19 protein-coding genes are annotated in these 19,944 nt (G+C 32.3%); 6 read left to right on the top strand and 13 right to left on the bottom strand.

Translation table 11 applies throughout. The features are described 5' to 3' along the window. Positions 1 to 77: 77 nt before the first annotated feature. From ACFFLS_RS02305 to lptB, 4 genes are all read left to right on the top strand, one after another. Complete coding sequence (locus ACFFLS_RS02305) at positions 78 to 1,043, top strand: KpsF/GutQ family sugar-phosphate isomerase (protein WP_379683444.1); 966 nt, start codon at positions 78 to 80, stop codon at positions 1,041 to 1,043. Next, positions 1,043 to 1,858: a twin-arginine translocase subunit TatC gene (gene tatC / locus ACFFLS_RS02300; RefSeq protein WP_379683445.1), complete on the top strand. Its 816-nt coding sequence runs from the start codon at positions 1,043 to 1,045 to the stop codon at positions 1,856 to 1,858. Before ACFFLS_RS02305 ends, tatC begins: the two co-directional genes overlap by 1 nt. Then, positions 1,851 to 2,201 carry a carboxymuconolactone decarboxylase family protein gene (locus ACFFLS_RS02295; protein WP_135222890.1) on the top strand — a complete coding sequence of 117 codons (351 nt, stop codon included), beginning with the start codon at positions 1,851 to 1,853 and terminating at the stop codon, positions 2,199 to 2,201. The genes tatC and ACFFLS_RS02295 overlap by 8 nt, the downstream gene beginning before the upstream one ends. A 226-nt stretch (positions 2,202 to 2,427) precedes the next feature. Beyond that, positions 2,428 to 3,168 carry an LPS export ABC transporter ATP-binding protein gene (gene lptB, locus ACFFLS_RS02290; RefSeq protein ID WP_345146463.1) on the top strand — a complete coding sequence of 247 codons (741 nt, stop codon included), beginning with the start codon at positions 2,428 to 2,430 and terminating at the stop codon, positions 3,166 to 3,168. A gap of 184 nt (positions 3,169 to 3,352) precedes the next feature. Here lptB and ACFFLS_RS02285 read toward each other — a convergent pair whose 3' ends face one another. Both ACFFLS_RS02285 and ACFFLS_RS02280 read right to left on the bottom strand, forming a co-directional pair. Next, positions 3,353 to 4,207, bottom strand: coding sequence for a glycoside hydrolase family 25 protein (locus ACFFLS_RS02285; RefSeq protein WP_379683446.1), 855 nt, complete (start codon positions 4,205 to 4,207; stop codon positions 3,353 to 3,355). A 10-nt stretch (positions 4,208 to 4,217) separates the two neighbouring features. Further along, positions 4,218 to 4,940, bottom strand: a complete 723-nt coding sequence (locus ACFFLS_RS02280; protein ID WP_379683447.1) for a CDP-alcohol phosphatidyltransferase family protein — start codon at positions 4,938 to 4,940, stop codon at positions 4,218 to 4,220. A gap of 201 nt (positions 4,941 to 5,141) precedes the next feature. On the opposite strand from ACFFLS_RS02280, the gene ACFFLS_RS02275 reads away from it, so the two are divergent. Both ACFFLS_RS02275 and ACFFLS_RS02270 read left to right on the top strand, forming a co-directional pair. Next, entirely contained in the window at positions 5,142 to 6,209 is a 1,068-nt protein-coding gene (locus ACFFLS_RS02275; RefSeq protein ID WP_446685097.1) for a putative type IX sorting system protein PorV2, read from the top strand. A gap of 35 nt (positions 6,210 to 6,244) precedes the next feature. After that, the gene (locus ACFFLS_RS02270) at positions 6,245 to 7,381 is read left to right on the top strand and encodes a lipoprotein N-acyltransferase Lnb domain-containing protein (RefSeq protein WP_379683448.1); all 1,137 of its coding nucleotides are present in this window, start codon (positions 6,245 to 6,247) and stop codon (positions 7,379 to 7,381) included. 3 nt (positions 7,382 to 7,384) lie between these two features. Here ACFFLS_RS02270 and ACFFLS_RS02265 read toward each other — a convergent pair whose 3' ends face one another. The 11 genes from ACFFLS_RS02265 to ACFFLS_RS02215 all read right to left on the bottom strand — a co-directional run bounded on the left by ACFFLS_RS02265 (position 7,385) and on the right by ACFFLS_RS02215 (position 19,944). After that, on the bottom strand, positions 7,385 to 8,779 hold the full coding sequence (locus ACFFLS_RS02265; protein ID WP_379683449.1) for a sugar transferase: 1,395 nt from the start codon (positions 8,777 to 8,779) through the stop codon (positions 7,385 to 7,387). Positions 8,780 to 8,852: 73 nt separating this feature from the next. Further along, positions 8,853 to 10,184 (bottom strand): O-antigen ligase family protein, encoded by a 1,332-nt coding sequence (locus tag ACFFLS_RS02260; protein ID WP_379683450.1) that lies wholly within the window; start codon positions 10,182 to 10,184, stop codon positions 8,853 to 8,855. After that, positions 10,181 to 11,257, bottom strand: a complete 1,077-nt coding sequence (locus ACFFLS_RS02255; RefSeq protein WP_379683451.1) for a glycosyltransferase — start codon at positions 11,255 to 11,257, stop codon at positions 10,181 to 10,183. The genes ACFFLS_RS02260 and ACFFLS_RS02255 overlap by 4 nt, the downstream gene beginning before the upstream one ends. Further along, positions 11,254 to 12,372 carry a glycosyltransferase gene (locus ACFFLS_RS02250; protein WP_379683452.1) on the bottom strand — a complete coding sequence of 373 codons (1,119 nt, stop codon included), beginning with the start codon at positions 12,370 to 12,372 and terminating at the stop codon, positions 11,254 to 11,256. The genes ACFFLS_RS02255 and ACFFLS_RS02250 overlap by 4 nt, the downstream gene beginning before the upstream one ends. Next, positions 12,369 to 12,923: a serine O-acetyltransferase gene (locus ACFFLS_RS02245; protein WP_379683453.1), complete on the bottom strand. Its 555-nt coding sequence runs from the start codon at positions 12,921 to 12,923 to the stop codon at positions 12,369 to 12,371. Before ACFFLS_RS02245 ends, ACFFLS_RS02250 begins: the two co-directional genes overlap by 4 nt. A gap of 191 nt (positions 12,924 to 13,114) precedes the next feature. After that, positions 13,115 to 13,942 carry an ATPase gene (locus tag ACFFLS_RS02240; RefSeq protein ID WP_379683454.1) on the bottom strand — a complete coding sequence of 276 codons (828 nt, stop codon included), beginning with the start codon at positions 13,940 to 13,942 and terminating at the stop codon, positions 13,115 to 13,117. Next, complete coding sequence (locus tag ACFFLS_RS02235; RefSeq protein WP_379683455.1) at positions 13,939 to 14,937, bottom strand: glycosyltransferase family 2 protein; 999 nt, start codon at positions 14,935 to 14,937, stop codon at positions 13,939 to 13,941. The genes ACFFLS_RS02240 and ACFFLS_RS02235 overlap by 4 nt, the downstream gene beginning before the upstream one ends. After that, positions 14,937 to 16,265, bottom strand: coding sequence for a glycosyltransferase family 2 protein (locus ACFFLS_RS02230; protein WP_379689118.1), 1,329 nt, complete (start codon positions 16,263 to 16,265; stop codon positions 14,937 to 14,939). Before ACFFLS_RS02230 ends, ACFFLS_RS02235 begins: the two co-directional genes overlap by 1 nt. A gap of 203 nt (positions 16,266 to 16,468) precedes the next feature. Further along, positions 16,469 to 17,629, bottom strand: a complete 1,161-nt coding sequence (locus tag ACFFLS_RS02225) for a glycosyltransferase family 4 protein (protein WP_379683457.1) — start codon at positions 17,627 to 17,629, stop codon at positions 16,469 to 16,471. Beyond that, positions 17,630 to 18,511, bottom strand: a complete 882-nt coding sequence (locus tag ACFFLS_RS02220) for a hypothetical protein (RefSeq protein WP_379683458.1) — start codon at positions 18,509 to 18,511, stop codon at positions 17,630 to 17,632. Beyond that, complete coding sequence (locus ACFFLS_RS02215; protein ID WP_379683459.1) at positions 18,511 to 19,944, bottom strand: MBOAT family O-acyltransferase; 1,434 nt, start codon at positions 19,942 to 19,944, stop codon at positions 18,511 to 18,513. Before ACFFLS_RS02215 ends, ACFFLS_RS02220 begins: the two co-directional genes overlap by 1 nt.

Below are 19,944 nucleotides of genomic sequence, written 5' to 3'. Positions count from 1 at the left end.
TAATGGTAATTTGTATAAATTTGCAACACATAAAGATACAACTTTCTTTTATACCTACAAATTTTAAATATTCTGTTTTGATTACAAAAGAAAATATACTGGCAATCGCCAAAAAAACAATTCTTTCTGAAAGTGAAGCAATTACAAAACTAATTGATTTTCTTGATGAAAATTTTCACGAAGCAGTTCTACGTATCTATGAATCAAAAGGGCGATTAATCGTTACAGGAATCGGAAAAAGCGCAATCATTGCACAAAAAATGGTGGCTACTTTTAATTCGACCGGAACTCCTTCTATGTTCCTGCATGCATCAGAAGCCATTCATGGTGATTTAGGAATGATTCAGAATGATGATGTTATAATCTGCATCTCTAAGAGTGGCAACAGTCCTGAAATTAAGATTCTTGTTCCGCTATTAAAACGTTTTGGAAATACATTGATTGCAATTACCGGAAATATCACTTCGTCTTTAGCAAAAGGCTCCGATTATATTCTAAATACTACCGTTGACACAGAAGCTTGTCCTATTAATTTAGCACCTACCAACAGCACAACAGCACAACTTGTAATGGGCGACGCTCTTGCAGTTTGTTTAATGGAGATGCGTGATTTTAAACCCGAAGATTTTGCGGTTTATCATCCAGGAGGCGCTTTAGGAAAAAAACTTTTGCTTCGCGTAAAAGATATGATTGAAAATTCGTTAAAACCAGCTGTTAGTCCAGAAACCTCTATCAAAAAAGCAATTTTCGAAATTTCTGAAAAAAGATTAGGAGTTACTGCCGTAATTGAAGACAATAAAATTGTCGGAATTATCACAGATGGTGACATCCGACGAATGCTAAACGACGTAGATACTATAGCAGATTTAACAGCAAAAGATATTATGTCTAAAAATCCAAAAATAGTTTCTTCTGAAACTATGGCGGTAGAGGCTTTGAATATACTTGAAGATTTTTCAATCACCCAATTGATTGTTGCAGACAATGGCGAGTACAAAGGAGTACTGCATTTACATGACATTTTAAAAGAAGGAATCGTATAATGGCAAAGAAAAACCTAAACGAAATGTCGTTTTTAGACCATCTTGAAGAACTAAGATGGCTTTTAGTTAGAAGCACAATTGCAGTTATTGTAATGGCTATTGTGACTTATTTTATAAGTGATTATTTGTTTGACGAAATCATTCTAGGGCCAACAAGACCCACTTTTTTTACATATGTATGGTTTTGTGACTTATCTCATCAGTTGGGATTTGCAGACAGTATTTGTATTACAGAACTGAATTTCATCATTCAGAATACCGAAATGGAAGGTCAGGTAAACATATTTGTATGGATGTGTATTTTGGCCGGATTTATCCTGAGTTTTCCTTTTATATTATGGGAAATCTGGAAATTCATCAGTCCAGCTTTGTATGAAAAAGAAAGAAAAAATGCTAAAATATTCATTTTCACTTCCTCATTACTATTCTTTTTAGGAGTGGTTTTCGGCTATTATGTAGTAATCCCGATGTCTGTAAATTTCGTCGCAACCTTTTCTATCAGTGATGTTGTCGTAAATCAGTTTACGCTTGATTCGTATATGGGAATGGTAAAAACGAGTATTCTGGCAAGCGGTCTGTTTTTTGAACTGCCAATTATCATTTATTTCTTAACCAAACTAGGACTTGTAACACCTGAATTCTTAAGAAAATATTGGAAATACGCAGTTGTAATCATTTTAATTATTGCCGCAATTGTTACGCCACCAGATGTTGTGAGCCAAACTATTGTAGCGATTCCGATGTTAATTATCTACGAACTCAGCATCTGGATTTCGAAGGTTGTTTATAAAAATAAATTAAAAGAAAATGTCTGATTTAATTCAAGAATTCAACGATTATCGTTCAAAAATGAACGAAAAACTACTCGCAGATAACAACAAAATTGTAAAGCGTATTTTTAACCTTGACACCAATGCATATGCACCGGGAGCTCTTGATGTAAAAACAAAAGAACTTCTAGGTTTGGTGGCTTCTACGGTTTTACGATGCGACGACTGTGTAAAATACCACTTAGAAACCAGCTACAAAGAAGGTGTTTCTAAAGAAGAAATGATGGAAGCAATGGGAATCGCAACTCTTGTTGGAGGAACTATTGTAATTCCGCATCTACGAAGAGCTTACGAATTTTGGGAAGCGCTGGAGGAAGCTGGGAAGTAATTAGAAAATGTGTCCATTTGATAATTAGATAATTTCTTAAAATACTCTAATTATTTAATTCTGAAATACAAATTCTAAATTTTGAAAATGCAATAATTTGTTAATTGATTCATCCTATTGAATATTTTACATTTATTTTGCCATTCAAATCAAATTATAAAATTGATTATGATTTAGTTTTTTTAATTATCTCATTTTCAAATTATCTAATTTTCACATTAAACAAATGAAGCTAAGAGCTGATAATTTAATCAAAACCTACAAAGGAAGAAGTGTTGTAAAAGGAATTTCTGTTGAAGTTAATCAAGGAGAAATTGTAGGGCTTTTGGGGCCAAATGGTGCCGGAAAAACGACGTCTTTTTACATGATTGTTGGATTGGTAAAACCTAATCAGGGAAATATTTATCTCGACAACTTGAACATCACCGACTATCCAATGTACAAACGTGCACAACAGGGAATTGGCTATCTGGCACAGGAAGCTTCTGTTTTTAGAAAATTAAGTATCGAAGACAATATTTTGAGCGTTTTGCAATTGACCAAGCTTTCTAAAGAAGAACAAATCGCTAAAATGGAGAGTCTAATTGAAGAATTCAGCTTAGAACATATTCGTACTAACCGAGGAGATTTACTTTCGGGAGGAGAACGACGTCGTACTGAAATTGCACGTGCATTGGCAACCGACCCGAAATTTATCTTATTGGATGAACCTTTCGCAGGAGTTGACCCCGTTGCGGTTGAAGATATCCAAAGAATTGTCGCGCAGCTAAAAAACAAAAACATCGGAATCCTGATTACCGACCACAACGTTCAGGAAACATTAGCAATTACCGACAAAACCTACCTAATGTTCGAAGGAGGAATTCTAAAAGCAGGAGTTCCTGAAGAATTGGTAGAAGACGAAATGGTTCGTAGAGTTTATCTAGGACAAAACTTCGAGCTTCGTAAGAAGAAACTTGAATTCTAGTATTTCAGTGGTCAGTTTTTAAGTGATCAGTTATTTGAAAGTAATTTAGTGGTCAGTTTTTTAGTCATCAGTTTGAAGCTGAATACTAAAAAACTGATTTTTTTGACATAAACTGATTACTGAAAATCTGAATACTGAACACTTTTTTAGGACTGAACACTACTAAAAACCTGAATACTGAACACTATTCCACAGTAATAAACTGCAATTGTTCTATATCGCCATTGTAAATATTGACATCAACACGATGTTTTATTCCAGACAAGGAAGCCTTTTCTGTAAACTGCCAGAAAAGCCAGTCGTCTTCGATTTTTTCGCGGTAAAAATTGTAATTGGCAATCCAAAACAAATAATCCCCGAATTCTTCTTTTAAAAAATCTGAATAATATCTTTCTCCTGAATAAATAATCGGACGCACCTGATAATGTTTTTCTACTTTAATCAGCCAACGTTTTAAACCTTTTTTTAAACTGTCTAAAGATTGATTTTTAGGGAGTTTTTCGATATCTAAAACTGGCGGAAGATCGCCCTTTTGCAGTTTCACAGTTTTAATAAAAAGATCTGCCTGCTCAATTGAATTTTCGTTTGGACGGTAATAATGATAGGCTCCGCGCATAATCTTATTTTCTTTTGCGCCTGTCCAGTTTTTCTTAAACTGACGATCAACTCTGTCGTTTCCTGCCGTTGCACGGATAAAAACAAATTGTATCGGGTATTTGTCTTCTAAAATCTCAACTTCATCCCAGTCGACTTTTCCTTGAAACTCAGATACGTCAATTCCAATCACTTTTCCTTTGTGATTTTCCAAGACACGAATATTACGTACATCAGAAAGATGTTTATCAACTTCATCTTCTCCTATAACTTTTTCTGATTTGAAGCCAAGATAATAAGCAAGTCCGTGGCGGTAATGATAGATTACACCAACAAATAGTGCTACAAAAAAGAGCAGAGAAAGCGTTCTAAAAATTCTGCCGAGAAAAGACCTGCCTGCAGGTTTTCTAGAATATGTTTTACGATAAGTCGTTTTTCTTGCCATTACAATAGAACTACTTTTTCAAAAACAAATTATTGACGATAGACAATAAAACGTAGAAAACAATAATCAACGGAATTGCAATATATTGCAGCAAAACCAACATCACAATACAAACTGCTAAAAACACGAGTTGAAGTGCGTTTTCTTTTAAACTGAATTTTTTAATCTTTAAGGCAAACAACGGAATTTCAGCATTCATAACATAAGCACTGCAAAATGTTATCAGCAACAAAATCTTATGATTGGTAAACAATTCTAAAATAAAAAGAGAAGACGATGCGTATTCATCTAAAACCAATTTCAAACTAATAATAAAAATTGCATTTGCTGGTGTTGGCAACCCAATAAAAGAATCAGTCTGACGCGTATCAACATTAAAATTAGCCAATCTGTAACAAGCCCCTAAAGTTACAATAAATCCAAAATACGGAATATATTCTGACCCAATTACATCGTGAGGATTAGCGCTTTGTAAAAACATACTATACATTACATAACCTGGCACAACACCGCTGGTAACCATATCTGCCAAAGAATCCAATTGTAATCCAAGCGGACTGGAAACTTTAAATAGTCTAGCGAAAAATCCATCGAAGAAATCAAAAAAGATTCCTAAAAACACCATGCAAAAAGCCATCAAAAAATTGCCTCTTGAGACAAAAACAATAGCTACGCAGCCACAGAAAAGATTGATTAATGTAATTAGGTTTGGAATTTGCTTTTTAATGTTCATGTTTTGATTTTGATAAATTATGAAGGACAAATTTCGTATAAATAAGTGAACTTTGATAGAAAAGTTCACACTTTGATTTACAAATTTCGTACCGCAGGCAAATTCCCAAAACTTAACTTTTGTAATAATTGAATTAGATGATTAAAATATTCTATTTTTGGTAAAAATTAAAACAAACCTCAATCTGCAAAAATCGATACGTTGAAGAAAATCTTTGCATTTTTACTCTTTTGGAGTTTTACCTTTCCATACGCACAAACCGTTCGAAAATATTCGAATGAATTTATGAATATTGGAGTTGATGCTGCTGCTCTAGGAATGTCGAGCGCCGTGACCGCGTCTACAAACGATGTAAATGCCGTTTATTGGAATCCGGCCGGCTTAACCAATCTCGAAGATCATCAGCTTGCTTTGATGCATGCCAGTTATTTTGCCAATATTGCGCAATACGATTACATTGGATATGCAAGTCCGATTGACGATAGAAGTGCTTGGGGAATTTCGATGATTCGTTTTGGAGTCGATGACATTATGGACACCACACAGTTGATCGACAGTCAAGGAAATATAGATTACAACAGAATTCGATTATTTTCTACAGCAGATTACGGATTCACTTTTTCGTATGCTAGAAAATTGCCTGTTGACGGATTTCAGTATGGTGTTAATGCAAAAGTAATTCGAAGAGTTATCGGAAAATTTGCCAATTCATGGGGATTCGGATTTGATATCGGACTTCAGTTTGAAAGAAACGACTGGAAATTTGGTTTAATGCTTCGTGATATCACCACTACTTATAACATCTGGAATATTGATGAAGAAGAATACAAAAAAATCTCTGATGCAATTCCAGGAGAGAATAATGAATTGCCTGAAAGTACCGAAATAACGTTGCCGAAAGCGCAACTAGGAGTTTCTAAGAGATTTGATTTTCATAATGATTACAGTCTTGTAACTGCTGCGAATCTAAATATGCGATTTGAACAAACAAATGATATTATCTCATCAAAAGTAGTAAGTATAGACCTAGCTCTAGGGTTTGAATTTGGCTATACAGATTTGGTTTTCTTAAGAGCCGGTGCAGGAAATTTTCAGAATGTAACGCAATTAGACAATACAGAAAAATTAAGTTTTCAGCCTAATATCGGTTTAGGATTTAGATACAAAGGAATTCAAATTGATTATGCTTTGACCGATTTAGGAAACCAAAGCACCGCATTATATTCTAATATTTTTTCGCTGAAAGTAGATTTAGGAATCTTTAGGTAATAATTAAAACCATAAATCTTTAAAAAAATTAAATCATGAAAACTGTCCTATTCAAAAAAACACTTTTTATTTTATTCTTCTTATTAAGCTTTATTGGTTTCAGCCAAAGTTTGCCCTTATCAAAAGATGCTAAAATAAGTATTCTTACTTGCGGACTTGGAAACGAAACGTATTCTTATTTTGGTCATACTGGTATAAGAGTTTCTGACCCTGGAAATAATTTTGATGTGGTCTACAATTACGGAGCTTTTGATTTTAGAACACCAAATTTTGTTCTAAAATTTGCAAAAGGAGATTTACAGTATTTTGCTACTGTACATTCGTATGCTGATTTTTTTAATGAATATACCTATGAGAAAAGAAGCATTTTTGAGCAAGAACTTTTGATTTCTCTAGATTTAAAACAAAAACTTTTTGATCGATTAAATGCTGTATTAGCTTCAGAAGACCGTTATTACACCTACAAATTCATTGATAAAAACTGTACTTCAATGGTTGTTGATGTAGTGAATAAAGCATTAAATGGAAATGTCATTGCTAAAAAAGAAGATGCAGACAAAACGTATCGTTCGATTCTGTTTCCGTATTTTAACGAACATTTTTATGACCAATTAGGAACCAGTATTATTTTTGGAACAAAAGTTGACCAAATGGGAACCAAGATTTTCCTCCCTTTTGAACTAAAAAACAGTTTAGATAAAACTACTTTCCAAAACAAACCACTGGTTGCAAAAAGCAAAACATTACTTGAGTTTAAAAAAGAGACACCTAAATCGTGGTGGAATAATATTTACACTTATCTTTTTATTTTGCTTTTTGTAGTTTTTGCAAGAAACAAAACCGTTGATAAAATTTATTTTACAATCCTTTCCTTAATTGGAATCTTTTTCGTGATTATGGGATTTTATTCTTTTCACCAAGAACTAGCGATGAACTATAATGTTTTATTATTCAGCCCATTATTGTTGCTTCTTGTTTTGTTTTCAATTTTCAAGAACAAATTATGGACCTATAGATTTTCGCTAATCAATTTTGTGTTTTTAGTAATTTACTTTTTGTTTTTGATTAATAAGGCACATTTCTTTATCACTTTGCCGTTAATCATTACGAGCGGAGTACTTTTGGTACGAACCGGAATTCGCAACAAAAAGCCAATTCCGATTATAATCTAAAAACTATTGGCCTCTATAGAATAAAACCGTAGTAATGGTTTTAAAAGTGATGCTTAAATCAAGAAAAACGCTTCTGTGTTTGATGTAATACAAATCATATTGAAGTTTAATCAAACTTTCGTCTATAGATTCTCCATAAGAATAATTTACTTGCGCCCAGCCGGTAAGTCCTGGTTTTATCACGTGGCGAGTTTCATAAAAAGGCATCAGTGCAGCAATTTCGTCAACAAAAAATGGACGTTCTGGTCTTGGGCCAATGACTGCCATATCGCCCTTTAAAACATTAAAAAACTGAGGAAGCTCATCAATTCTTGATTTACGTAAAAACTTCCCGAAAGGCGTAATTCTTTTATCATTAGACGACGCAAATACAGCACCGTTAACTTCAGAATTTTCAATCATTGTTCTGAACTTATAGATTTTAAAAATCACTCCGTTTTTGCCTACTCGATCTTGTGTATAGAATAAACTACCCCTGTTTGCTATCAGATTTCCAATATAAATAATTGGAATAAAGAGAAGGCAAATTGTAAGACCAAAAGCGGACAAGAAAAATTCCATCAAACGAATCTGAATCAGATACAACTTGTTATTATTGCTCCTGCTGAAAGGGAAAAAGCGGTAAAAATCTCGACCGATATAATGAACAGGAATTCGCTGTGTTTTACTTTCGTAAACCTGAGTATATTCTCTAATTATATAACCCGACTCTAACAAATGAAGCAGTTGTTGGTAAAGATCCGCTGTAATTCCGTCGGTTTTCTGCGATGCAATTATAATTTCCGAAACATTATTCGATCCAGCAAATCTTTTTAAATCTTTCTTTTTGATTTCTTTTACATAATGAAAATCAACATCGGCAACTGACTCAGAATCTGAATTTACGAAGCCTATAATTTTATAATGCGGATCTACATTTTCTAATCCTAAAACCAATTCTTCAACTTGACTCTCATCACAAATCAAAACAACATTCTGCGAAAAACGAGTAGATGCCAGAAAATAGACATAAAAAAAACGCCAAGCTAAAAGAGCGCTCAACACCGCAAAATAAAAGACTAAAATTACGATTCTTTGCTTAGGCAGTTCAGGAGAAAGCACCGGAGTAAATAAATAAAACGTAGAAGCTGTAATAGAAGAAAGAATAACACTTCTCAGTACCTGAAGCTGGTTACTCGCAGTTTGAAGATTATACATTTCGAAAATAGTTCCAAAAATGTATATATAGGAAACCAATAATAGGCTTTTTAGGAATTTTACCGTACTCCATTCAAAATAGTGGAATTCAAAAATTAAACTCAGCAGATAGAGAAAAGACAAAATAAATACTGCATCAAATAGATGGAGTAAAATTTTCCTTTCAGAAATTTCGAAATGTATTCTTCTTTTTGCAGGCATCTGTCAAAATGTTTGGGAGTCATTTTATTAGCAGCAAATGTATTGTAAAAAAACCGAGAAAATCTATAAAATATTATGCTTTTTCTGATTTTTCAACCACAACAGACAGAAGCGTAAGAGCATATACAAAAGCAGGAGCTGCAGTTCGCATTGCAGCGTGATTGATTGTAAGCAACCAGAAAGCAAAAAAAGATAAAAAATAAAGATGTTGCCTATTGTTTACATAAAGTATAAGTGGCGTAATGAAAAGTACTAAAAAGGCAAAAATTCCAAATATACCATGTTCAGAAATCAATCTAGTTATCTCATTGTGAGAAGCGACTTCATCACCTGTAGTTTCCATTCTTTTTGACTTACTCATACCAGCCCCTATTCCTAAAATGGGATTATCAATAAACAACTTAATTTCTTCATTCATAATTTCCTCTCTTCCTCCTAGACGATCTGCTTTTTCTCTTCCAAGTGCATCTTTATTAGCATATCGTTTTTCGATTAAACCGTTAGTTTGCAAAGAGCTGTAAGTCCAGATGCCGATAGCCATAAGGCTCGTCATAAAAAAAACTAAACTAAATTTAGATCTTCCTTTTTGGTTAGAGAAAAAATACACCACAAACAACAAGCAAATAATCATTCCAAGAGCCGTTAAAACACCTCCACGCGAAAATGTTACAATAGCTCGATAACTTATAAAAATCAGCAAACTTACATTTAAAAGCATTGTCATTTTTGACTTTGAAAATAAAACTAGTTGTGTAAAAAAAATGAAAATACCCAACCCTAAAATGGTAGAAACTTGATTAGGGCCAAATCCTCCAGAAGTCTCAAAATTAGATTGCGTTCCAGTTACCACGTCTTTCACACTGGGATTATATAAAAATAAATATACAGTAGTAGTTATAATCGGAAGTCCCATTATCAACAAAACATTCTGTAAATCCGAAAGCAAAATTTTGCGTTTTACCATATAAACCGCACAAAAAAATAGACATACAGGCCCTGACAAATTAAACATCAAGATTTTTCTTATGTTGACATTAAAGGTATCTAACGTCGTGGTTAACACAGCACTCGGTACAAGAAGAAGAAAAAACAATACATAAATAAAGGCATTTTTAGAAAAACTACTATAAATCATGCCTAAAAACATGTAAAAAATTAGGCAGACTTTTACATATTCATTATTAAAATTTCCACCCGTCATTCGTAAAAAGACTTCAACTCCCACCATATAAGCACTTACCAATAACACTTCGTTATTTTTATTCTTATTGATAAAAATAATTGAAAGCCCAAAAACTAAAATTAAAAAGCTGTAGATTTTAGATAAAAAGGGTAATGCAAAAATTGCCAGAGCAATAAAGACATGGCTTAAAATAAGAAAAACATGTAATTTATTACTTTTCATTTTTTTATTTTTTGGTATTCTGAAATGATTTTATTTATAACAATGTCTTCTGCGTAATTTTTTAAAATAGTTTCTTTTAATTTCTTTCCTAAACCCTTTCTGTAGGATTCGTTATTAATAAGTGCTGACAACTGCAATTTTACTTGAGAGTCCGAGAGAGGATCAAATAATAAGCCATTAAAGCCATGTTCAATAATTTTAGAACAGTATCCCGCATTAGTAGAAACGACAGCTAGTCCTTTTTCTCCATATTCGAGCAAAGCAACAGGAAAACCTTCTTCCGTAGAGGACAAAACTCCTATTGAAGCCTGAGATAAGATATAGCCAATATCATTTCTTACTCCATACAAATATACACTATGCTCTAAAGAATTTGTATTAATGAAACTTTTGATTGTATTCGAATAATCATCAGAATAATTTTTTCCAATCAAATGTAAACTCCATCCTAAATCATTTAATTTTAAATCTCGAAATGTTTTTAAAATCAAGATATGATTCTTGGGGTTCTTTAAATTCGCCAAAAAAACGATTCTTTTTCCTTCATCTCCTTTCAATTTTGTTGTTTGTTCACGTATGTCTACATTCGCAAAATTGGGTATAAAAGTTACTCTAGAGCATTTCATGTGTTTTCTACTCCATTCCTCAAGCTTTGGATTTACCACAAAAATTGAAGAAAAAAATATTGACAAAGAAATCAAAACCTTATTCTGTTGTTTTGTTTCCTTGATTCTTGTTCCATAGTGGTCATGCCATACAATTTTTATTGCTGGCATTGTTAATTTTACAAACACAGCAATAAAAAATGATGAGCCATGTGTGTGTAAAATATCGATTTGATTTGTTTTTAGATATTTCCTTAAACGAAAAATTGCCAGAATATCGATAGTCTTATTTCTTTCTAAAAAAAAATAAGGAACTTCTTTATACAATTGTTCCTTTAAAACTCCTTCTTTTCTTGTTGATATCAATCCTGAAAAATCTATTTTCCGCGATAGAGAATTAGCGTAATTCACCGCCATTCTTTCTGCCCCTCCAGCTTCTAATGAATCTATAACTTGTGCAACTCTCATTTGACTAAAAGCTTTTTAATTTCTGCTTCAAAAATATCTGTTGTATAATCTTTTGACCATTCTGATGCCAATTTACTTTTTGCTAAAAAACACTTTTCATTTAAGAGTATTTGTTCAATAGCTTGCAAATCTTTTTCTAAATTCATTTCTAATACAATTCCTCTATTCCCATAATCTAACATATAAGGAACACATGAAACAGCAGTTGAAACAGGAACACATCCCCAAAACATACCTTCTGCGACTGTTTTAGGCCAACCCTCACTTTTAGATGGTAAAATTACAAAATGGCTTTTTTGATAAGCTATTTTCAAAACATCTTTATTTTGGTTACCATGCAAAAAAACCGATTGTTGCAGTTTGTTTTCTGCAATAAAATTTTCAAGAGAAGTCCTTTCAGGTCCTTCACCAAATAAATCAAATTGAACTTTAAAGTCTTTTTTCAGCAATTCATTTACAAGCAATAAGGCATACATTGGATTTTTTCCTGAAACCAAACTTCCTGTAAAAATGAATTTTATACTTTCACTTAGTTCTGATTTTTGAATTTCAATTTTCTCTTCTTCTCGATAAGTCGCTGTAAAAAAAGGTTTTATGTTTTTTGATTGATTTTTCCATTCTCCATAAACCAAAACTTGCATGTTTTTAGTTAGAAAGGTATTGCTCAAAATATATTTCTGTAATCTATAACTCCAAGGCTGTTTGCTTTTAGGATCCCAATTACCAGCATACTTTGCGGTCTTTGTTTTATGCGGAAAAAAAACCTGTACAACACTTGCAAGCAAACCAATATTTCCTGGACACCTTAAATGAATATGGTCTGCCTTTCGCATCGCTTTAAACAAAATCATGAGGTTGTAAAAAACGCTGAAAAAAGATTTTATCGCATTTTTCAGTGTTTTTAGATTTGAATCAATGAGCTTGAAATGATGTGTGATTTCAAACGGAATTTGAGAAATCAAAAGCCCATTCTCTTGTTTCCAGACTGGACAGCAAAAATCTATCTGAGCTGCATTTTTTTTTAAAATAACAAGTTCATTTACATAAGGTGCATAAGCAAAAGCTTGTTTGTCTTTGTAAATTATCGGTGCTGTTGATACGATTAGTAATTTCATATATATCCGTTTGATCCTTTTTGCGAAATTACAACAGCGGGAACTCCTGAAAGTACCGAAAAACCAGGAAAACTGTCTTTTACAAGCGAACATGCACTAACTAATATATTATCTCCCAAAACAATTTTTCCTGCAACAACCGCATTTGCACCAATATAGATGTCATTTCCTAGAATAGGCACACCGCGTTTCTCTCCAATACCAGATACGCCTATTGTAACTCCTTGCGAGATATTGCAATTATTTCCAATAATAACATTTGCATTTATAATTATGCCTCCGAAATGCCCGATATAAAAAGAATGTCCGATAGTTACGGAAGACGGAATTGATATTCCTGTCAGGATTTCAATTATTTTCTGATTTATCAAAACCCAAAATAACAAAGGAAAACGAAAAATTTTCCATTTTGCTTTTTTATAGATAAAATGAGAAATCCTATAATTAAAAGACGCCCAAAAACCTTGCGTAAAAAATACAATGCCGAAAAAATTCCCACCGTATTTTAAGTGTTTTTTGTAATCAGACTTAATCAGCTGCAATAATGTCATAATCTATTTTAAATCGTTTGTATTTTCATTCAATAAAATTAAATCTTTACTGCCACTTTTTTCAAAATCAAAGCTTTGGTAATACTTCGAGTAGTAATCACATACATTTTTCATCATTTTACTTTTAGTTTCTGGTGGCATTGCTAGGGCCTTATCTATGACTATTTTAATATCATGGATTATTTCGTAAACTAAACAATTAAACCATTTTGAAGTGAAGGGTTCAGCCAGTTAGGATAATTTAAAATCGGTATTACGCCAACCGGCATCGCTTCAAGGACATTATGGCACATTGGCATTGTCATGCCGGGTGCACAAAAAATAAAATCGGTTGCAGATAGATAATGTCTCCATTTATGTGTAGGAATAGCTCCCGACTGCCATTTCATAAGAACAAACTTGCCGTCAAATCTATTAGAATCAAGCTCATTTACAAAATCAGTTCCTGAAATTGAAATTAGTTCATTATATTTTATGACTTCCTGATAGATTTCCCATCGGTTTAATAATCCGAAATTTGATTTTATTGTTTTGGTATTATAAATCTTTTCTTCAAAATTCCCGCTCATTAAAATACCTGCTTTTTTGGGCAATTTATTAACTTCTCTTTGCATATAATTTCCCGGATGCATTATATAAGGAAGTGTATTCTCTTGAAAATCATTTACACTGTAAATTTTTTTATAATTGTAATTAATTCTGAAATCAGCATTTTTCTTATGACTGAAAACTTTAGCTTTTTTGTTATTTGAAAATGGTACTTCAAAATAAATATAATCAAGATTCTTAAACCATTTTGCTAAAAAAATCATTCGAAGCACAGAAAACTTTATAACGATTGGCTCTTTGTAAACACTACGAATTCGGAAAAAAAGGTTTAAATAAGTCCTAACCTTCGTCTGATGATTTAAATGAATATAAATTACTGGTTCTTTTTCTTTATAAAAACGAACCTTCGAGTAGCTCTCTTTAAATTCTTTAAGCTTTTTGAGTATTTTCTTTTTTAATAAAAATATCATTGAATTTTGGGTTTATTAAACAATAATGATCCCAATCCTGCCATTCTGCCTAAGCTTTCTGTAAAAGCACTTTTCTTTTGTTTTTCGGTCAATATATTGGTCAATCTAATTAGGATTAGTAAAATGGTTATAGAATTCCACTTCAATCGGTCTTTTAAAGTTGGATTTGGATTTTTTACTCTCCATACATACCAACCGTTTCGAACCACCATTTTTCCGTATTTATACTGATTTGGTCTTCCTGATGGAGCATGAAAATGATCTAATTTTACTTTTGTGTTAATTACATTTTTCCCGAACTGTAATGCTCGCAGACTAAAATCAGCATCTTCATACAAGCCATAACCCTCAAAAAATTTTGAAAATTTGATTTGATTATAAACATTTTTACGAAACGCCATTGACATCCCTATTAGCAAATCAGCTTCGTAGATTTTACCCGTCAGAGGAAATCCACAGGTTCTGCCATGCGAAAACAAAGGCATTTTTCCTGGTCCTAAATCTGATGTAAGTTCTAAATAATTTCGAACCACATTTCGTAGCCCTTCTTTATAAACAAAACCTTCGAAGGAATAATATTTTCGTTTATCATAAAATATCTCAGGTTGCTTTTCTTTCCATTTATTTTCATTTACCGCAACTCCTCCAACTCCTGTAATTTCAGCATCATTTTGAAAAGTCTCGGCAATTTCGGCAAAATAATCGCTTTCCAAAATTGTATCATCATCTATAAAACAAATAAAATCCGAATCTTGATTTACTTTTGAAATACCCAAATTTCTCTGTTTTGTTAAGCCCCGGTTTTCATCAGAAACTAAAAAATACGCTAAGTTTCGGAAATTATTCTCGCGAAAAATTGCTTCCGTTTCTTTATTTACAGAACCGTCAATAATTAAAATTTCATCAGGATATAAATTTTGCCCCTTCACTGAATTTAAAAGACTCAATAAGGACATTGGGCGCATGTATGTACAAATGATTAATGAAAATTTCATCAGCTGTTTCTTAAATTATTCATCCAATATAAACTTTGTCTCCATTGTTTTTTAAAATTTGCATAGTACAAAATTGGGTTTTTAATTTTTTGAACTTTATAAAACTTTAAAAATAGAATCAATTTATAGGCACGAATTTGGTTTAATGTTAAATGAAACTGCTTGCATAACATAACTGTTGGCGAAGGTTTTGGCTGAACTGAATCAGAAGACCATTTCAAGACTGGTTTTGTTCTGAAACCACCGATTGGTGCTTTTAGATGCAGTATTTCTAAATCAGGAAAATAAATTATATCTGTCCCTATGTTTCTAAGTTGCATACCAAAATCAATGTCTTCTCCATACCCAAATTCAAATTTCATATCAAATCTCACTTTACTTAATATGCTTGAACAAATAAAACTATTCCCTGAACCAAAAAAAGAAGATTGTTTTATGCTTAGATCTTTTTTAATCTCATTTACTTGCAAGTAAGAAGTTGTTAGTGCTTTTAAACCAAATCTTTTTAGATTACTTAAAACATTTTGAAGTAAATCAGAGTTAAATCTGTTATCATCATCGTTTAAGAATACCCATTCGCTTTCAACTTGATTTAAAGCTATATTTCGTGCATTGCAAGCACCTGCCTGATGAGTAAAAGTATGTTTTATAATAAAAGGCCAATTTTCTGAAGTCAAATAATCCAGTTCTGAAATGCTTTCAGGGTTAGGGTTTTGCTCGATAATAATTACGTTTACTGGCAAATGAGTTTGTACTGCCAAATCTTCTAGAACATCATATAGGTATTTTTTTCTCCCAATTGTTGGAATTATTACATCTATAGTCCCTAATTGTACAACATTTTTTGAAGAAATGACTTCGATATTATCTAAAACAACAGTTGTTAATTTCTTGTTTTTAAAATAGAAACTCCTAATGAGAGGCAAAAACTTGAATTTTCTCTCAAACAATGCTAGACAAATAAATAAAAAGAAAGTCCATTGAGATTTATAATTCTGTTTCACAAATTGGAATAAAATGAAAAAATCTTCTTTGAACTCTGCTATTTTAACAGATTTATTCTTTAATAATTTTGGCTCTGAATAACACAGAAGTCCTTCTTCTGAAGCTTTCTTTGCAAGGGAAATTAAAAAAAAATCGAGATTTCTGATATGGTAAAAATCCTTTTTGAGAGCTTTTAAAATTGATGCATGAATACCTCCTACCCAAGAACTCATCATCCAGGTTGGATAAGTAACATTTTTATTAATTTTTAAAAAAGGTGCCCCATCTACATAACCAATTGAATTAGGCAAAAAAGAATTCTCACCAGGATTATAAGAAGCCATTATCTTTTTATGATGAAAAATAGCTTGTAGATTTTCAAAATTCAAACTGTCTTTCAATTCAATCTGGCACCAAATAATGAATTGATCTTTAAATTTCTCTGCCGCTTCAAACAAAACATCTACTGGATTTTCATTTTGAAATTTTAGCAATCCTTGATCATTTTCAACCTCAACAATTTTATTCTTTTGATGATAGACAATAATCATGATTTCTTATTTGAGTTTATAATCTCTTTGTAAAACTGTATGTTATCATGAACCAGTTTACTTATATCAAATCTTTCGTAAACTCTTTTTTGGGCTGATTTCCCGATTTGGAGTGCAAATGAATCGCTTTCTACTATTTTCACAATTCGATTAGCAAACAATTCATGATCAGAAGGATACACCAAAAATCCGCTTTCTTGATCTACAATCAATTCCTGCGCCCAGCCGATGTTGCTGTTTACTACAGCTTTCTGCATTGCCATAGATTCTATGGTTACCATTCCTAACGTTTCTGCATAGGTGGGGAAAACGCATACATTTGCCTTCTTGATATATTCCTGCACTTTTTGATACGGAATTTTACCTGTATAGCTAACATTTTGCAAATCGTCATTTTTAAATTTCTGTTGCATCAAATCCCAAGTTGACTTTGAACCCGTTGTAATATCTTCTGAATCGCCACCGATTAAAATTAATTTTGCATCTGGAAAAACCTGACGAACCTTACTGAATATTTCAGGAAGTTCTAAAACTCCTTTTTTTCTAATCAGCGTGCCAATATACAAAAGCAGTCCTTTCTCAAAAACTTCAGGAGATTCATTTTCAAACTTTTCGGTCTCCAATCCGTAATGAATGGTTCTGATTTCTTTATTTTTAATATCAAATAATTCTTTCGAGACTTTACCAGCAAAAGCTGTTGGAGCAATAAATGCTTTTGCTTTTTTTATTGCTGTCTTTTCAAACCAAAAATTCTTTCTTTTCTGCGGTCTGTTTTCGAGATGGCAGAAGTAAGTATCACTTCCGTGAAAACGAATTGCTAATGGTATAGCGAAACGCATAAAAGCAGTGATTCCTGTCCAGTCCGGAGCTTCTAGTAAATCTATTTTTTCTTTTTTAACAATCGGATTGATATAATTTTGAATGTGTTTTCGATGAAAAAACCATCCAAAAAATCTATATTTTTTATGTTGAATTAAATGTATTGTGATTCCGTTTTCTTCTAAAATTTCCTGAGTTTTCTGTCCATAAACAAAAACAGTAACTTTAATGTTCTCGGCACTCAAAGCTGTGCAAAGATTTTTTATGCTCGTTCCGATTCCGGCAGCATGAGTAATCTTTGGGTGAGGAAATTCTGGGGTTAAAAAAGCTATATGCATTTATTTCTTAAAAAAGTCTTTTAAAATTATGGCCGAAAATTTCCTTGCGCCGTCATCTGTCATGTGTCCGCATGAAGAGAAATATTTATTTTCGATAACCGCATTTTCATAATTATGAATTTCTGGATATGCTTTTTTTACCTTATCGAAATAATTCATTCCAACCACATTTTCACACATTGGTGTCATTATAGCAATAAAGTTGATCTTATTCTTTTGGCATATTGCTTTTATTTCTTCATAATACTTATTATGAGGCAAAGGATTTAGATTGACAATATTATTTTTCATATTGCCGTTTTTGTGTTTTTTTAAGGGGTAAAATCCCAAATTATCCATTGCATTTGTTTCTTCATTTTTTACAATTTTAAACATCTCTCGAAAACCAATCTTCGAATCGTATTTTATATATCTGTAAAAAGGAATATAGTACAGTTCGTTAAAATCTTTCTCTTCTTTAAAATGCTTTTTTACTACTTCTGAATTGTGGATAAATGGTAAAAATTTTGCCGACACTCCCTCTGATTGTTTGTCATTAGAAAGATTCAAATCGGCCTCAAGAATTACATTCTTAATTTCATATTTTCTTTCAATCATTAATTTCAGCATTAAAGAAGCTTCAAATAGATGACCGCCACTAATTCCATAATTAAAGGTTTTGATTCCCTTATCCTGAAACATCTGAGGTACAAAATGATTATTTGCCCTTGATGATCCCAAAATCACCAAATCATAATTTTGAGCGTCAGAATTTACCACGCTTTCGATTTTGCCTCTATTTTTCGAGTGCATGAAAATGTATGTATAAAGACCGTCTAGAAATACAGCTATTAAAGCCACGACTATAAAAATCTTAACGATATACAATAAAAACTTTTTCATTAGAACTGAAAATATATAAATTCTTTATAATCTGAATAGGTTCCAAAAGCAACTATTGCTATTATTGCCAAAGCAGTTTTCAGCATGCTGTTTTTCCCCGAAAGTGGCTCAACTCTGGTACGATTGTACCATTCAACCAAAACAAAAACACCTATCATCAAAATTATTTCATAATTGTAGCGTTCGTTATCCAAATATTGAAAACTGAAATTCCAATCTGTTGCCATTCTTTTTAAGTATAAAAAGGCATCAGAAATTGTTCTGGCTCTAAAAAATACCCAAGCAATACAAGTCAGTAAAAAAGTAAGCAAAATGCTGAAAATGACTTTTAGGGATTCCAAATTCCATTTTAAAATTACTGAATCTATGTTGTTCCTATTGCTATTAGATAGTAATAAGGGAAGGAAATAAACTGCGTTAATAAATCCCCAGACAATATAGGTCCAATTGGCGCCATGCCAAAAACCGCTGACGATAAAAATGACAAAGGTATTTCTGATTTTCATCCAAAGACCACCTTTACTTCCTCCTAACGGAATGTACAGATAATCGCGGAACCAAGATGAAAGCGAAATATGCCAACGTCTCCAAAACTCTGCAATATCTCTTGAAAAGTAAGGATAATTGAAATTTCGAAGCAGGTCTAAGCCAAATAGTTTTGAAACCCCAAGTGCAATATCTGAATACCCTGAAAAATCTCCGTAAATCTGAAAAGCAAAATAAACCGCTCCTAAAATCAGCGAAAAAGTATTCATAGAAGTATAATGATCAAAAATCGCATTAGCATATACCGCGCAGGTATCGGCAATTACAACTTTTTTGACCAAACCCCAAATAATTTGATAAACTCCTTCTTTTGCTGTTTGAAAATTAAATTCGCGTTTTACTTTTACCTGAGGCAATAAATGAGTAGCTCGCTCGATTGGTCCAGCAACCAAAAGCGGAAAATAGCTTACAAATAATGAATAATCTACAAAATTATATTCAGCTTTTATTCTTTTATAATAAATATCAATTACATAAGATAGTCCGTGGAACGTGTAAAATGAAATTCCGACTGGCAAAATCACATCCAACAAAATCGGACTTACTTTGAAACCGAAAGAAGTGAACATTTCAGCAAAAGAAGCGGCAAAAAAATTGTAATATTTAAAGATTCCTAGAAATCCTAAATTAACTATAATACTCAGCCAAAACCAGAACTTACGGCTTTTCTCTGACTTTCCTTTTTCAATCTGAATCCCGGTATAATAATCTAAAAAGGTTGAGAAAACTAGTAAGAATAAAAATCTCCAATCCCAACAGGAATAAAAGTAATAACTAGCAATTATCAGTAAAGCATTCTGCGTACTTTTCGTTTTATTGAAAACAAACCAATATAGAAAAAAGACAATTGGTAGAAAAACAGCAAACGCTATAGAATTGAAAAACAT

The organism is Flavobacterium procerum (assembly GCF_042431625.1).
GTDB lineage: Bacteria > Bacteroidota > Bacteroidia > Flavobacteriales > Flavobacteriaceae > Flavobacterium > Flavobacterium procerum.
Note: the sequence above shows the minus strand (reverse complement) of the source record. Positions and strands in the feature narration are given on the sequence as shown.